At 44.3% G+C, this 15,733-nt stretch carries 11 protein-coding genes and 1 pseudogene; 1 reads left to right on the plus strand and 11 read right to left on the minus strand.

Annotated features, from left to right (window positions below):
• Nucleotides 1-32: 32 nt before the first annotated feature.
• From NXV01_RS08540 to recJ, 7 genes and pseudogenes are all read right to left on the minus strand, one after another.
• Nucleotides 33-806, minus strand: coding sequence for a prephenate dehydrogenase/arogenate dehydrogenase family protein (locus tag NXV01_RS08540; protein ID WP_055167702.1), 774 nt, complete (start codon nt 804-806; stop codon nt 33-35).
• A gap of 165 nt (nt 807-971) precedes the next feature.
• Nucleotides 972-2,033: a bifunctional 3-deoxy-7-phosphoheptulonate synthase/chorismate mutase type II gene (locus NXV01_RS08545; RefSeq protein ID WP_074636687.1), complete on the minus strand. Its 1,062-nt coding sequence runs from the start codon at nt 2,031-2,033 to the stop codon at nt 972-974.
• Between the two features lie 88 nt (nt 2,034-2,121).
• Nucleotides 2,122-3,300 (minus strand): pyridoxal phosphate-dependent aminotransferase, encoded by a 1,179-nt coding sequence (locus NXV01_RS08550; RefSeq protein ID WP_055167701.1) that lies wholly within the window; start codon nt 3,298-3,300, stop codon nt 2,122-2,124.
• Nucleotides 3,275-4,123, minus strand: coding sequence for a prephenate dehydratase (locus tag NXV01_RS08555; protein ID WP_259022177.1), 849 nt, complete (start codon nt 4,121-4,123; stop codon nt 3,275-3,277). Before NXV01_RS08555 ends, NXV01_RS08550 begins: the two co-directional genes overlap by 26 nt.
• Nucleotides 4,124-4,424: 301 nt before the next feature.
• Complete coding sequence (locus tag NXV01_RS08560; protein ID WP_148366522.1) at nt 4,425-5,387, minus strand: lipopolysaccharide assembly protein LapB; 963 nt, start codon at nt 5,385-5,387, stop codon at nt 4,425-4,427.
• 38 nt (nt 5,388-5,425) lie between these two features.
• Nucleotides 5,426-7,336, minus strand: a complete 1,911-nt coding sequence (locus NXV01_RS08565; protein ID WP_259022178.1) for an ATP-dependent DNA helicase RecQ — start codon at nt 7,334-7,336, stop codon at nt 5,426-5,428.
• Nucleotides 7,329-9,048 (minus strand): annotated as a pseudogene (gene recJ / locus NXV01_RS08570) (single-stranded-DNA-specific exonuclease RecJ). Before recJ ends, NXV01_RS08565 begins: the two are co-directional and overlap by 8 nt.
• A gap of 360 nt (nt 9,049-9,408) precedes the next feature.
• On the opposite strand from recJ, the gene NXV01_RS08575 reads away from it, so the two are divergent.
• On the plus strand, nt 9,409-10,269 hold the full coding sequence (locus tag NXV01_RS08575; RefSeq protein WP_148366520.1) for a phosphodiester glycosidase family protein: 861 nt from the start codon (nt 9,409-9,411) through the stop codon (nt 10,267-10,269).
• Nucleotides 10,270-10,608: 339 nt separating this feature from the next.
• Here NXV01_RS08575 and NXV01_RS08580 read toward each other — a convergent pair whose 3' ends face one another.
• Genes NXV01_RS08580 through NXV01_RS08595 form a run of 4 tightly spaced genes read right to left on the minus strand, consistent with a single transcriptional unit; the run spans nt 10,609 to nt 15,733 of the window.
• Nucleotides 10,609-11,178 (minus strand): hypothetical protein, encoded by a 570-nt coding sequence (locus NXV01_RS08580; RefSeq protein ID WP_258979451.1) that lies wholly within the window; start codon nt 11,176-11,178, stop codon nt 10,609-10,611.
• Nucleotides 11,179-11,234: 56 nt separating this feature from the next.
• A complete protein-coding gene (locus NXV01_RS08585) occupies nt 11,235-12,530 on the minus strand; it encodes a phenylacetate--CoA ligase family protein (protein WP_004324722.1) in 1,296 nt (431 codons plus the stop codon).
• Entirely contained in the window at nt 12,514-14,250 is a 1,737-nt protein-coding gene (locus NXV01_RS08590; protein ID WP_259022179.1) for a C45 family peptidase, read from the minus strand. Before NXV01_RS08590 ends, NXV01_RS08585 begins: the two co-directional genes overlap by 17 nt.
• Entirely contained in the window at nt 14,243-15,733 is a 1,491-nt protein-coding gene (locus NXV01_RS08595; protein WP_259022180.1) for an NAD(P)/FAD-dependent oxidoreductase, read from the minus strand. The genes NXV01_RS08590 and NXV01_RS08595 overlap by 8 nt, the downstream gene beginning before the upstream one ends.

The following is a 15,733-nucleotide window of genomic DNA, read 5'->3' on the forward strand; positions in this document are numbered from 1 at the left end:
AGGGGATCGTTAAATCTTGGCACCGGTATTGATTATTTAATCTTTTCCCGAATCTTCGTCAGATACTTTTTCATACCTTCCGCATCCTTGTTTTCGATGATTTCGAGAAGGTTTTTCAACTCTGTCCGGATATTAGTCACTTGTCCCGGAGTGCGTGGGTTGAACAGAATTTCCTGAAGCAGGTAATCATCTTCGCTTAGCAGCCCTTTGGCGATTGCCATGTGCTTTTTGAACGTAGTTCCCGGGGCTTCCTGATGTTTCATTACGGCAGCAAATACGAAAGTCGATACGAACGGAATAGAAAGCGAGTAGGCTACTGTTTCGTCGTGCTCATCGAATGTATATTCGAAGATGTTCAAACGCAATGTCTGATAGAGGTCTTTGAAGAATATTTTTCCCAGGTGGTCGCCTTCACTGATGATGATGGCATTTTCGCTGCTTAGATTGCTAAGACTTGCGAAAGTCGGGCCAAACATAGGGTGACTGGAAACGTAACGGAAACCACTCTCTTCGTAGAACTTCTTTAGTCCGGTTTTTACAGAGGCAATGTCACTAATGATGCAGTCTTTCGGTAGTACAGGCAGTATTTTGCGAAAGGCATCCAACGTGTACTTTACTGTAGCGGCATTAATAACCAATTCCGGCTCAAATTCCTTAATTTCCTCCAATGTGGTGAAACGATACGTGTTATAGACGAAACGCAACTGGTGCGGGTTGACGTCGAACACGGCCGTCTCGTGTTGAAAGCTCAAAATATCAGTAAAGAAGGAGCCCATTTTACCGGCTCCAAGGATTAATATTCTCATAATGTTTATTATTTAGTGAGAGTGTGTCAAAACGCAGATTAACACAAATTATTGCAGAAATAATTTTATAAGTCGTTGATTAATATATCAATATAATTGAACTAATCTGCGATAATTTGCGTTAATCTGCGTTTTATTATTCATTATGACACACCTTCACTCTAACTACTTATTAATAATTTCCATCTGTTGACGAACTGATTCTTCGTGGATGGCTTCGAAAATCTTCTTCATAAACTCGCTGTCCATACCGCATTGTTCGCCCTGCGCGCCACGTTTTTCCAGAATCTCATTGTAACGTCCGGCTTGAAGAACTGTGATTCCGTGCTCTTTTTTGTAAGTACCGATTTCACGTGCCACACGCATTCTTTTTGCTAATTCCTGAATGATATTGTCGTCACATTCGTCAATCTGTTTACGGAGCTGTGCCAGACTTTCGGTAGATTGTGTTTCCGTACGGATTACCAACAGATTGAGGATATAGTCGAGTACGTCCGGAGTAACCTGTTGAGAAGCATCGCTCCATGCGCAATCCGGGTTGCAGTGGCTTTCTATAATCAGACCGTCGAAATTCAAGTCCATAGCCTGTTGGCAAAGCGGTGCAACTAACTCACGTTTTCCACCGATATGGCTCGGATCACAGAAAATCGGAAGATTAGGGATGCGACGGCGCAGTTCGATAGGAATATGCCATTGGGGAAGATTCCGGTAGAGCTTTTTGTCATAACTGCTGAAACCGCGATGGATAGCACCCAGACGCTTCAATCCTGCGTTATTGATGCGTTCCAGCGCTCCGATCCACAATTCGAGATCCGGATTCACCGGGTTCTTGACTAACACAGGGATATCAACACCTTTCAGTGCGTCAGCGATTTCCTGTACGGCGAAAGGATTGGCAGTGGTGCGTGCACCTACCCAAAGAATATCGATTCCCGCTTTCAGACATTCGTAAACGTGTTTGGCTGTCGCTACCTCCGTAGAAACATACATTCCAGTTTCTTTCTTCACCTCTTTCAACCAGGCAAGACCTTCTACACCGATACCTTCGAAACCTCCCGGTTTGGTACGCGGCTTCCAGATTCCGGCACGATATATTTTCTGTCCTTTAGCAGCCAGTTGTTTGGCTGTATCCATTACTTGTTCTTCCGTTTCTGCGCTACATGGGCCGGCAATGACAATTGGTCTTTTAGCCTCAATGCCCGGTAATAAAATTGATTCGAGTTCCATATTCTTATTTGTTTTTTATTCTTTTAATAACTTGTTTTTATTGAACTTATTCTGTCTCATCTTGCTGTCGTCCTCTCTTTGGAAGAGGTTAGATTCTTTTAATTCTTTCCAGTGCTTCCGCCAGCTTATTGTCCTTGCAACAAAGTGAGATACGAATATACCTTGCTCCGTTACTGCCGAAGATAAATCCCGGAGTGATAAACACTCTTGCTTCATGCAGCACCTTTTCTGTCAGTTCCTCTACATCCTTGCAGGAAGCAGGAATCTTCCCCCAGAGGAACATGCCTACTTGTTTCTCATCGTAGGTGCATCCCAATGCTTTCATGATCTCACCGGCAAGATGACGACGGTTGCGGTAATTCTTATTATTACCTTCATACCAGTCTGTTTCAGCCTCAAGGGCGGTAGCTGCAGCCAGTTGCATGGCACGGAACATACCGCTGTCGATATTGCTTTTCACCTTCAATATCCATTGTACGAATTCAGCATTCGATGCCAGCATACCAATACGCCAGCCCGGCATATTGTGGCTCTTACTCATAGAATTGAACTCGATGCAACAGTCTTTGGCTCCCGGTACACTTAGGATACTGATAGGCTTTTCGTTCAGAATGAAGCTGTATGGATTATCATTCACAATTACGATATTCTTGCGACGGGCAAAATCAACGAGACGTTCATAGATTTCCGGAGTTGCATTGGCTCCCGTCGGCATGTTGGGATAATTGGTCCACATCAGTTTTACGCGACTAAGATCCATTTTTTCCAGTGCCTCGAAGTCAGGCATCCAGCCATCCTCTTCTTTCAGGTCGTAGTTGATAACTTCCGCTCCGAGTATTTTACTCAAAGATGTATAGGTCGGGTATCCCGGATTCGGGACTAGCACCTGCTCACCCGGATTGACGAATGCCAGCGTAACATGGAGAATTCCTTCTTTCGAGCCGATTAAAGGCTGTATCTCCGTATTCGGATTCAGTTCCACTCCATACCAGCGTTGATACCAGGCAGCGAAGCCTTTGCGTAGTTCGGGGATACCTACATACGGTTGATAACCGTGTCCGTTGGGATCATGAGCATTGTTGCACAATGTTTCGATGGTTTCCCTTGAGGGAGGCATATCAGGACTTCCGATACCGAGGCTGATAACATCCTTTCCCTCTGCATTCATCTGTGCTACCTCTTTTAGCTTCTTTGAGAAGTAGTATTCGCTAACACTTGCCAATCTGTCGGCAGGAGCGATTTTATACGTTTGACTTTCCTTCTGCATATTCGCCTAATAATTTAAGTTCTTTGGTTAATGGAGTGATTGCAGCAATAGACTGCTTGTATCTTAGATAATCGTTGAAAGCTACATCTACGTAAAACTGGTATTCCCATTCCCGTCCGATGATAGGCAACGATTGAATTTTGGTCAGATTGATATTATAGAACGATAGAATGGATAAAACCTGTGACAGGCTGCCTTCCGTGTGTGGAAGAGTGAATACGATACTTGCCTTGTTGGTTGCATTGGCATGATGTTGGCGGAGTTCGTCTACTTGCCAGGGATCGGCAACAACCAAAAAACGGGTGAAGTTGTGCTTGTTCGTTTCAATACCTTCCTGAAGGACTTTCATGTCGTAACGTTCAGCTGCTGCTTTGGAGCAGATGGCAGCGTGTCCTTTCAGATTTTCATTCTTGATGATTTCTGCGCTGCGGGCCGTATCTTCACCTTCCACCACTTTCAACTGCGGATGTTGATTCAGAAATTCGCGACACTGCATCAGGGCGATAGGGTGGGAGTTGACTTCTGTCAGATCTTCCCAGTTCTCATCGGGGAGACAGACAAAGCTGTGCGAGATGCGCAGTTTGTATTCACCGATAATCTGTGTGCCGCTTTGTCTCAACAATTCATTGTTGTGCAACAAACTTCCCGCAATCGTATTCTCGATGGCTAGCATTCCGATAACCTGGCTGTCTTTCCGTATCGAAGTAAACACGTCTTCGAAGTTGGCACAACAGATTAACTCTATTTCTTCTCCCTCGAAGTACTTGTGTGCGGCGATATCATGATATGAGCCGAGTGTTCCTTGAATTGCTATCTTTTTCATTGTTCTAAATATATTATATAAAAAAATCCCGCGTCCATATTGGAGCGGGATTCATATGATTGATTTCTCTATTCAGTCCTTAAGCATCACTGTCACTTGATACATACAAACTCCCGCTCTACTTTGTTGCTAAAGTAAAAGTAAAAAAAGAAGTAATATGCATAAGTAAATGATTTCATTCGAATCTTTATTTTTTTGCTTTGGTTTTTAATTCTGGGGCAAAAGTAATAATTTTCTGTTAGATGCAAACAAAAAACGATACTTTTTTTGTTTTCTTGCTTAAAATACATGAAAAGGATACTTAAAAGATGCCGGGAAGTGCTTCAGGCTTTGGTCCCAGGTTCTTGAATTCTCCGTTCAGGTTAGCTTCATCCTTCGGATTCAGTTCCAGAGATTTCTTCATGTCCTCTACAGAACCGTCCTTATCACCATTCAGTAATTTAGCACGTCCACGTTCTTTGTAGGCTTCTGCAAAGTTCGGATTCAGCTCGATGGCTTCATCAAACAGGCCGATGGCTTCCGTCAGTTTTTTCTGGTTGATATAAAGTTGCCCTAAATAAAGGTATGCCTGTTCGTTGAACGGGTTTATTTCCGTCACCAGTTTGTAATCTTCTTCTGCCTCTTCGTCCTTGCCGTCTGCTTCTTTTACTTTTCCGCGCAGGAGCATGGCGGTCTCTTCTTCCGGATTTTGAGCGAGCACAGCATCTATATCCTCCATCATTTCTTTATACTGTTTCAGGTTCATCAAAGCTTCCGCGCGTAACAGGCGAGCTTCAATGAAATCATCTTTCAAAGTGATTGCTTTGGTGAGATGGGCAATAGTCATCAGGTCGTCATCCTGTCCCTTGCGGGCCTTCCCTAACAGATAATGAGCCACGGCATTTCCTTCTTCGATGGCAATCGCTTTATTGGCAGCTTCTTCCATTGCCTGATAATCTTCTTGGATGAAGCATACATTGGCCAGTGTCAGGAAAGTACTTGTGACATCAGGTTCCATAGCAGCCATCTTTTCCAATAATTCGCGGGCCTTTGCCGTTTCCCCCATCTGGATATAGAGTTGGCTAAGATAGCCCATTGTTTCAAACTCTTCCTTGATGGCAAGAGCTTCAATAAAACATTTTACTGCATAATCCGGACGTCCCATGCGTTGCGCACGTAAACCGTCGTATTTGAAGATCTCGAAATTTTTCTGATCGTTTTTCTGTTTTTCACTTTCCGGAGTTTCCGACTTACCGGAGAAGAAAGATTTAAAAAAGTTCGGCATGGTGTGTTATTTTTGAGTTACCTTGCAAAGGTAGTAACTTATTTTGAAATATGTATCATTCCATCCTGCATCTTCCATTCGCCTTCCTCCAATAAATATTGGATGACTTCGCTGATGCTCTCTTTCTCCGCTTCTATCTTATCGGCTATTTCTACCGGTGTCAGCGGTTTCTGGGTAAGTAATTCTGATATTTTCTTTTTCAGTTCCTCGAAATCGAAAGAATTCTCGGTCAGGGCACCAGTTGCACGGTGACTAAGACAAACATCGCATTGTCCGCAGTTGTGCTCGTTCTTCTCTCCGAAGTAACGGAGCAGCATCCGGCTCCGGCACACATTCTCCGAAGTGACATACTCTTCCATCGCTTTGATGCGGGCTTCATACCGGGCTTTGCGTTCTTCGTAGACGGAAGGAGGAATATGCACAAAACGAAGTTCCTGCCGTTCGCGGGTGTATATAATATAAGGTGTCTTTTTGTGCGGAATGTAATCCACGATACGACGTTTGGTAAGCGTGACCAGTATATTGTAAATTTGTTCACGGGCCAGTCCGGTACGTATGGACAGGGTTGCTTCGCTGATATAGGCATAGTCGGTGAATACTCCGGTGTAAGAGCGGAGAATCGTCTGTATCAGTGCTTCGGCTTCCGTTCCCATTTCCCGCAATTTGTATAGTTCGTCCCGACGAATCGTGAAAAGAATACGGGAGGCATTATCCTGTTCGTCCGTATATTCCAGATAACCGGCTTGAGTCAGTATTTTCAGCGCACTGTCCACCGGAACCGGGAAGTATTTGAACTTCCGGCAAAACTCTTCCAGATTAAATTCGCGGACACATTGGAAACCGTCGCCCATTGCCATCTGATAGTAATACTGCAGATGTTCGTAGACACTGAGAATATACTCTTTGTCGGGAAAAGTATCCACAACGCGCCTGTGCAGCGTCGTTCTGTCCGTTTTGGTGTATAAGATCACAGCATACGCTTTTTCACCGTCTCTTCCTGCACGACCGGCCTCCTGGAAGTAAGCTTCGAGAGAGTCGGGGAGATCGAGATGCAATACGATGCGCACGTCGGGTTTATCAATTCCCATTCCAAAGGCGTTTGTCGCTACCATTACACGAACTTCTCCGCTTTGCCAGCGTTTTTGCCGGAGGTCTTTTACGGCATTATCCAGTCCGGCGTGATAGAAGTCGGCGGTAATATCTTCGTTTACCAGTAACTCGGTGATTTCTTTGGTGCGTCGTCTGTTGCGGACATAGATAATGGCACTGCCGGGTATCTTTCGTAAGATATGCAACAGCTCTTGAGTTTTGTTATCCGTTTGCCGGACGATATATGCCAGGTTTTTCCGTTCGAAACTCATGCGGAAAACATTCTCTTCACGGAACTCCAAACGGGCTTGAATATCCTTCACTACTTCCGGAGTGGCGGTGGCTGTAAGTGCCAGTACCGGAATTCCCGGTAGCAATGTCCGTATTTCGGCAATTTTCAGGTAAGCAGGGCGGAAGTCATATCCCCATTGTGAGATACAGTGACTTTCGTCGACCGTAATCATGGAGACTTTCATTGATCGCAGTTTGGCACGGAATATGTCCGTGTCCAGACGTTCCGGAGAAATATAGAGGAATTTATAATTACCGAAGATGCAATTTTCAAGAGCAGTGAGAATCTCCTGCCGTGTCATGCCTGAATAGACGGCAAGCGCCTTGATGCCGCGTTTACGCAGGTTTTGCACCTGATCTTTCATCAGGGCGATGAGAGGAGTAATGACAATGCAAATCCCTTCCTGGGCGAGAGCAGGCACTTGAAAAGTGATGGACTTACCGCCTCCGGTCGGCATAAGTCCCAGTGTATCTTTGCCTTCGCCGATACTGGTGATGATCTCCTCCTGCAAGTCGCGGAAGGAGTCATATCCCCAATATTGTTTTAATATCTCCTGATACTTATTCAATCGGCTTTATATCCTCGATTTGAAGTTGTACTTCACCACGCTTGTGCGTGTTTTCTTCAATGGTGTAACAGATGTCGAACGAGCGTTTCGTTTTGATATAACGTACGTGTGAGCTCTGTCCGAACGCGATACCGTTCATTACATTATTCGATTTATTATCGACCAGTTCGAGTTTGATATGTTCCTGATCGCGTCCCACCACTTTACTTGTTCCGTAATCATAAACATGGTGAGTGCAGAAAATAGGTTTCGTGTTATCAGGACCGAAAGGATTAAACTTTTTTAGGTCGTTGAAGAATTTTGACGAAATATCCCTGAAATCAATTTCAGCATCAATTTCGATCACAGCACTGGTTTGTTCCGGCAAGATATGCTGTGAAACGTATTCTTCGAACCGTTTGGTAAAGGCATTCACGTTTTCCACTTTCATCGACAGTCCGGCGGCGTATGTATGTCCCCCCGAAGTTTTCCAGCAGGTCGCGGCAATGCTCGATTGCTTTATATACATCGAAGCCGGAAACTGAACGTGCGGAACCTGTTGCCATATCATCCGTCCGGGTCAGTACCACGGCAGGGCGGTAGTACACTTCTGTCAGACGGGAAGCTACGATGCCGATCACGCCTTTGTGCCATTCTTCGTTGTAGAGCACGATGGAGCGGCGATCCGCTAATCCTTCCAGATTGGCAACGATGTTGTTTGCCTCTTCCGTCATACTCTTGTCGAGGTCTTTCCGGGTTTCGTTGTACTGGTTGATTTGTCCGGCTTTCTCAAGTGCTACCGAGAAATCTTTTTCCGTCAGCAGGTCTACGGCTTCTTTTCCGTTTTGAATACGTCCTGATGCATTGATGCGCGGTCCGATTTTAAACACAATATCGCTGACGGTGATTTCCTTTTCAGAAAGTCCGCATACGTCGATAATAGCCTTCATACCAATGCTCGGGTTACTGTTCAGTTGCTTCAGACCGTGGTAGGCGAGGATACGGTTTTCACCCATAATCGGAACGATGTCCGATGCAATACTCACAGCTACAATATCCAGCAAAGGAATCAGGTGGTGGAACTCGATACCGTTACTGATAGCGAATGCCTGCATAAACTTGAAACCGACTCCACAACCGGAAAGGTGAGTGTACGGATACGTATTGTCCAGGCGTTTGGCATTCAGAATAGCTACGGCAGGCGGAAGCACATCATCCGGTACATGATGATCGCAGATGATGAAATCAATCCCTTTCTCTTTGGCATAAGTGATTTCTTCTACTGCTTTAATTCCACAATCGAGTACAATAATCAGTCCTACACCGGTTTCTGCGGCATAGTCCACTCCTTTTTTAGAAATGCCATACCCTTCATTGTATCGGTCGGGTATGTAATAATCAAGGTTCGAATAGAACTGTTGAATAAACTTGTAGACCAATGCTACGGCAGTAGTACCGTCTACGTCATAATCTCCATAAATTAGAATACGTTCTTTCTTTCCCATCGCCCTGTTCAGACGTTCCACTGCAATATCCATATCCTTCATCAGGAACGGATCATGCAGGTCGGGCAATTGCGGGCGGAAAAACTTCTTGGCATCTGCTGCCTTCGTAATTCCCCGCTGCACCAAAAGTTGTCCAAGTATCGGGCTAATCCCTAGTTCCTGGGCCAATGTCTGGCTTGTCTCTGCCTGTTCGGGTGTAATGGGTCGATAATTCCATTTGTGATTCATTTTATATATTGTTTTTTCTTTTTCTTTTCTCAAGGGTCGGAAAGGCACTTCTTTCCAACAAGGGGTAAAAGTACGAAAAAAAGCGGAAGTGTATAGTAGATAAGACGAAAATATTTCAAGACCATAGAAAACGAAGACAGGAAAAACGCCACCATATTAAAAGTAAGAAGCTGCCACAAGTTGGCTTAAGGGGCTACTGGTCATTCTGTATCGGAAGTCGTCGGAGGATATTGATTATCTGGATAGTAGAGAAGGACCGATAGAGAAAATGGAGTGAGAGAGTGGAAAAGTACGGGAATCTTTGGATGAATGTTGATTATTGACTAGCTTTAGCGGCTTAAATGATTCATTTCTCTGTCTATGATAAAAAGAAACCTGTTAATTGCTATCTTGATTTTATGCTCTATCGGAATAATAAAAGGGCAAACAGTATCGGATTCACTGGCAATTGTCTCTGCCCAATGGAAGGTGGAAAGTCCTCAAAAAGGACTTATTCATAAGTATGCTTCTATCCCCCGATTGTATCAGGGACCCCAGTCTGTTAGTCTAATAGAAGTTGATCCCGGCGCAGGCTTGAAAGTTGATGTAGCGGTTTCGGGTGAAATGAAGGAGACGAGTCGGATTGCTTCTGAACATCATGCCATTGCAGCCATTAATGGTTCTTACTTTGATATGAAGCGGGGAAATTCGGTTTGTTTTCTGAAAGTTGGTGACCAGGTCGTTGATACGACCACTTTGAGTGAATCTAAATGGCGTGTTACTGGAGCCATACATCTACATAAGGGAAAAATGAAGTTAATTCTCTGGAACAGGCAGATAGAAAAGGAATATAAGGAAGAAACGGGTACAGTATTAGCTTCCGGTCCGTTAATGTTGAAAGACGGACAGGTTTGCGACTGGAGCTCCTGTAATGCGAATTTTATCCGAAACAAGCATCCTCGCAGTGCTGTTGCTACTACTAAGGATGGAAAAATACTGTTGATAACGGTAGACGGACGTTTTCCTGAACAAGCAGGAGGAGTGAATATCCCGGAATTGGCACATCTGATCCGGGTTTTAGGAGGTGAGGATGCATTAAATTTGGATGGAGGTGGATCTACTACTCTTTGGTTGTCCGGTGCATCGGATAATGGAGTCGTTAATTATCCTTGTGACAATGGGCGGTTTGACCATGCCGGAGAACGGAAAGTTCCTAATATTCTTTATATAACGCATCAATAACGTTTCCATTATTCTTCATTGTATTTAAGGTCTTTCAGTGCATAGATTAAGACTTTTCAGTGCAGAAACTAGTGACTTTTTGTGCAGTCGGGTAGTCGTCCCGTTGTAACGGGACAATGGGCACTTTGTAAAAAGACGAATGTCACCTTATAAGGTGACATTTATCATTCTATAAGGTGACTAGCTATCTCCAAAAGGATGAAAATTACTAAAGATACAAAATTAATTAGTGAAAAGCAATAGTAGGGCAAGAAATTTATCTGTATTGCAAACAGACTTAGAATTCAAATCCGAATCTAATACCTACTCCATATAACCTCATACTTGTATTTTTATTGTTTATAGTTTCTTGAGTGCGCTATAGATAGAGCCTGCCCAATAGTTGCGCAATCCGAAACCACGTGCCTTGCCGTCGGTGATCCATTCTTCAATGATTTCCTTTGTTTCGGTATTGAAGAATACGACTTCATACGTACCTCTATTGTTTGATTTGTCCAGGAACTGTGCGATAAACACCATACCTACTCCGGGTGTTTTCTGGATAGGCAATGCGTTGATGGCTGCTTTGATTTGCTCTTTACTAAGAGTATATTCTCTTTTAGCAGTCATTAGCTCGGACAGATCGATGTTTTCGTTCACCTGATTAACTGCATCCAGTGAAATCTCTGTCACCTCTTTTTTTAATTGTTTTCCTATGTTATACTTCTTAGCTTCTGTGATGAACAGCTCATTGATGCGTCTGAAAGCATCTTTGAATTGTACCGGTGATTCATCTGCACCGAAAATCTTTACTTGGGAGTAGTCTACCCCATAGAACTTAATAGACTGAATGTCTTTCAATGCACTCTTGCCTTGTCCGAAACAGAACAAGCTCGTGCTCAAGAATAAGAATAGAATAAGTTTTTTCATATACGTTAATGTTAAAGTGATATAGTTGGTTACTAACTTCCAAAAGTAGAAAATAATTATCGTAAATCAATGAATTTTATCGTTTTTCGACTCATTGGAGGCATTTGTATCTTGGCAATGTACTCTGCCGATTCAAAATTGATGCTTGGCGCCACTCTGACTTTCGAACGGAACAGATCTTTAATCTCTTTGGCAAAGGCTTCGCTACGGTTCTCGCTTCCGATACGAATCAGGATCTCATCCGTTCCCAATTCATTGGTATAAACTTCAATGATATAGTTTTTTACCGAAGGTATATTATCCAGAATGTCGAATAATGCAGGCGGATATAACGTCGTTCCTTTGTATTTAATCATTTGTCCTTTCCGGCCGAGGATGGAGCTTAAACGAATGGTGTTTCTCCCACAACCACAGGGCTCGGTGTGGTGGTAGCAAATATCGCCTGTTTTGAAACGGAGCAACGGCATACCTTTGACTCCGAGCGTCGTGATCGTTACTTCCCCTGCTTCTCCCTCTTCCACAGGACGATTATTATCATCCAGAAACTCTACAATGATAAGTTCCGGTTGCAAATGTCCTCCGTGGAATTCATTACACTCGGTAAAGGACGACTGCATTTCGGTGGAGGCATAAGTGGAATACAACTGCAAGGCAGGCCATTTATCGTGTATCTTCTGTCCGAGCGTATTCAACTGGAATTCCTGATTGCGTAATGCTTCTCCGATACAGATGCACTTCTGCATGGAACAGGTATTATGGTCGATATGATTCTTCTCGGCAAACTCTATCAGTTTGATAAGGAAAGAGGGGACCACCATTCCACAAGTCGGATGTATCCGTCGAATCGTGTCCCATTGCAGTTCCGGGATGCCGTTGCCTACACGGATCACTCCCATACCCAGTTCGCGGGCTCCCATATAATAAGCCAAGCCTGCCATGAAACGGCGGTCGATGGTAGTCATCAATTGAAGAATATCCTGCTTGGTGCATCCGGTGGTGGTGAAAGATAGGTATTCGTTGTAAGAGAGACGGTCCAGGTCTTCAGAGGTGAGAACGAAAGTGACCGGATCTCCCAATGTGCCCGAAGTCGTCACATAGTCGATAATTTCCTCTTTGTCTACGCAGATGAAATCATCGTTATGGAGTTGCAAGTCCGTCTTGGTAGTGACGGGGATCTGTTGCAAGTCTTCAATCGTCTTTATTTGATTGATATCAATGTGATGTTCGGCAAACATCTGTTGATAGAACTTGGAATGTGCTTGCAGGTAGGCTAACGCTTTGGCTAACTGTTCTTCCTGATAGCTTTTGATATCTTCCGGTGAGCGGAACTGAATTTCAGGATTCTTTTCCATCTTTGGATTGTTTTTGAATTTTTTGCTGGATACGTTCTTTCTCTTGCAACTTGGGAATAGGTCTCTTCAATGCCTGTTGCCAGTATGCAATAGCTTGGTGAGGTTGTTGCATGGCCTCGTAGTAATCTCCTATTACTTCATATACATAGTATAAGGAAGGATTGGAGGCTTGGTATGTTTTTAAAACAGATTCCTCTATCTTTTCCTTTTTTCTGATTTTCTTCAATAAAAGCGGAGTCAGTTTCTTATAAGTGAGAAGATGCTGGAACTCCGGTGTGTCGATGAATTTATCTGCCGGAATAGTTAATTCCGGGATGAATATTTCTTGTTTCAGCAGGATGTAGTCTTTGAATACCTTGTTCAAGTCGTAAGCTACATACTTTCCACATTGCCAAGGAGAGGTGGAAACCCACATCAACCGCTTTTCCGGTTGGAAGATAACGGAGTGATGGGCTATAAACTGGTTGACAGCCATTTCGTTGGCCAGTCCCAAATCGATATCTTGCAGACCTTTGCGATTGCGCAGGATAGAGGCGGCTGCCTTGGTGTCCAGAGGCTGATTCTCGTTGATGAGTTCCTCCAATCGGGCAAAACGATAAGGGCTGTCGGAAGTACGGATATTCTCGAGATTCCGTTCGTCCTCGCTGAATGCTTCCGATTGATAGTGATTGGTGCAGATGAGGCGGTCGGGCTCTTTACCGGTGAAAAGTACGGTCTTCTCGGGCGATTTCTCGATAATGGCGGCTTTTCCGTCTTTGGCAGAACCTATCAATATAGATTCGGAGACGAATGTTTTCCGCTTTTCGGCGATGGCAAAGGCTTCTTCAATCGTTGATGCGTATTGCAGGATTTCTCTGGTCAGGATGGAAATAGGGGTGGCGGAGCCTGTGGGGACAGCGGATTTTGCTGCATTAATCGTGACGGTGAGCCCTGCTTCATTCATACCGGACAGTACACCTATCATGCCGGGCCATCCGACGGAAGCAAACTTATAGCCCTTCTCCGGTGCATAGAAAGCAACTTGCTTGTTTTCTGCAAAAGCATCTCCTACGTAGAAATCAAAATTACGTCCGATGAGCAGGGATGAATCTGCACTTTGTGTTCCCCAAACAGCGAATGAACTGCATCCCACTAACATATAATCTTGCATGGCATGTCCCAGATCATGTGCCGAATGATAATTTAATTGGCGTTCGTAAGGAGTGCCGATAAAATCGTATTCATGGGTACACGATTGCGATATTCCATAAATCTCTTCTCGATATTCTTCAGGGACATTCGCACCCAGATTACGGTTGAATAGTACAATGAAGAACCGCAGAAATTTCAGATAACTGTCCGAAGGAATAATTTCGCGAATCTGGTCGATAAATACTTTCTCCTGATGATGGAGCAGATCGGCAGACAGTTTGCCGATGGCATCCCCCCTTTCAAGAGCATCCCCTCTAACGAACAATTCCCACAGTCCGCTTTTGCTGTGACGCAGGAAGTTGTCAGCATAAAACCGGAGGTCAAGAGTGTCGTTGTAGATAACCTCTGCCGGAGCCATGATGATAGTGTCTGCATAAGGCATTTCCCTCAAGGGTATCATGGGCTCATGCTTGGGTTGCATCATATCCGCAGAAAAGTAGAGGTAGCTGATGCCGACTATCAATCCGATGATGAGTAACAAGAAAATGTAACCTGCGTACTTGATTGTTTTTTTGACTATTCTATGCATTTCCTACTTTTTTAGCCAGATATTCTTGTCCTACAAACTCCGCACAAGTCAGCATGGCAGTTAGTGTTACCCCTAATGCACCATGCACATTCAGGTTTTGCCCGGTGAGAAAGAGATTTCCCAAGCGGCTTCTTGTAGATACGAAACCAATTTGCGGACATTTATAATCTTTGATAATCCCATACGCGGAACCATCCACTGTTCCTGTATAGTCGCGATAGCTTAATGGAGTAGTGGTATACATCTCTTCTATGTTTTCTGAAAGATCAATGCCATGTCCCCGGATGAAGCGGAGAATCTGCTCTGCTTTCTCCTTTTTGAAGGATTGGTAGTCTTCTCCCCGATGTTCGGGAGTCGTGTCCTTCCAGGCAGACAGTTCATCCATATACATCGGTGTCAGGATGGAAATGACACTGGCATATTGACTGTCCTCGGAAGACGCTTGCATGGAAATCATACAGTTGGTGGTCCGTCCCGGATAGAGCAGTTTATCATACCACACTTTATTGTTCGCATGCAGATACAGGTTGCGGTTCTGATAGGGAGTGCTTTTTTTCTTCATTACCAGGTAGAGCGTAAAGATGCCGTAGGTATTTTCCAGCGAACGGATGCGGGAAATATAGGCATTCTTGATGCTACGGTTTTTATCCAGTATCTCCAATGTCCGTTGGGGATGCATATTGGAGATGACGAAGTCGCTTTCCAATCGCTCTTCTCCGTTGATGATAACCCCTTGTACCTTTTCGTTTTCAACGATGATGCGGGTGGCTTCACTGTTATTGAGCACGGTCCCTCCGTTTGCCCGGATTACATTAATTAGCTCCAGACTGACTTGCATACTTCCGTCTACAAAACGGTAGGCGCCTTCAATATAAGAGTGGTTAATCATGGCATGCTGGTAGAAAGTGGAGACATCTTTCAAACCTCCGTAGAGTAAAGCTGAACCTGCCAGTACATTTCGTAAGGCGGGGTCCGGAGTGATATCCGCAATCAGATGGGCGGCAGAGGTACAAAAGTATTTCATACCCTCTAAAGCGAGTGTGCCTTGTTTCAGGTGGTCTACGCTAATCAGGTTTCCGACAGCCTGAAGCTGTTCGGCATAGCATTTCAAGTTTTCTTTCTCATGCGGGAAGGACCGGCAGATGGTTTCAATAAACTGCGGGTACCCCATTGCATAATCGTATGTTTTTCCTTTATAGTAGATCGTATCAAAAGCAGCATCGTCCAAGCGTTTTATTTTCAGCTTGTCCATGATACCGAAATAGCGGAAATACTGGTTCATCACTTGACCCTCATCCAGGCTTCCTACATAATGAATACCCGTATCCAACAGATGCCCTTTTCGTTGGTAAGTCTGGAAGCATCCGCCGAATTGCGCATTTTTTTCTACTACGCATACGTTGAATCCCTCTTTGCTAAGAATCGCTCCGCATTCCAGTCCGCCAAGGCCGCTGCCGATAATGATGATGTCATATTTGCTCAT

The sequence above is a fragment of the Bacteroides sp. BFG-606 genome (assembly GCF_024788145.1).
GTDB classification, from domain to species: domain Bacteria; phylum Bacteroidota; class Bacteroidia; order Bacteroidales; family Bacteroidaceae; genus Bacteroides; species Bacteroides vicugnae.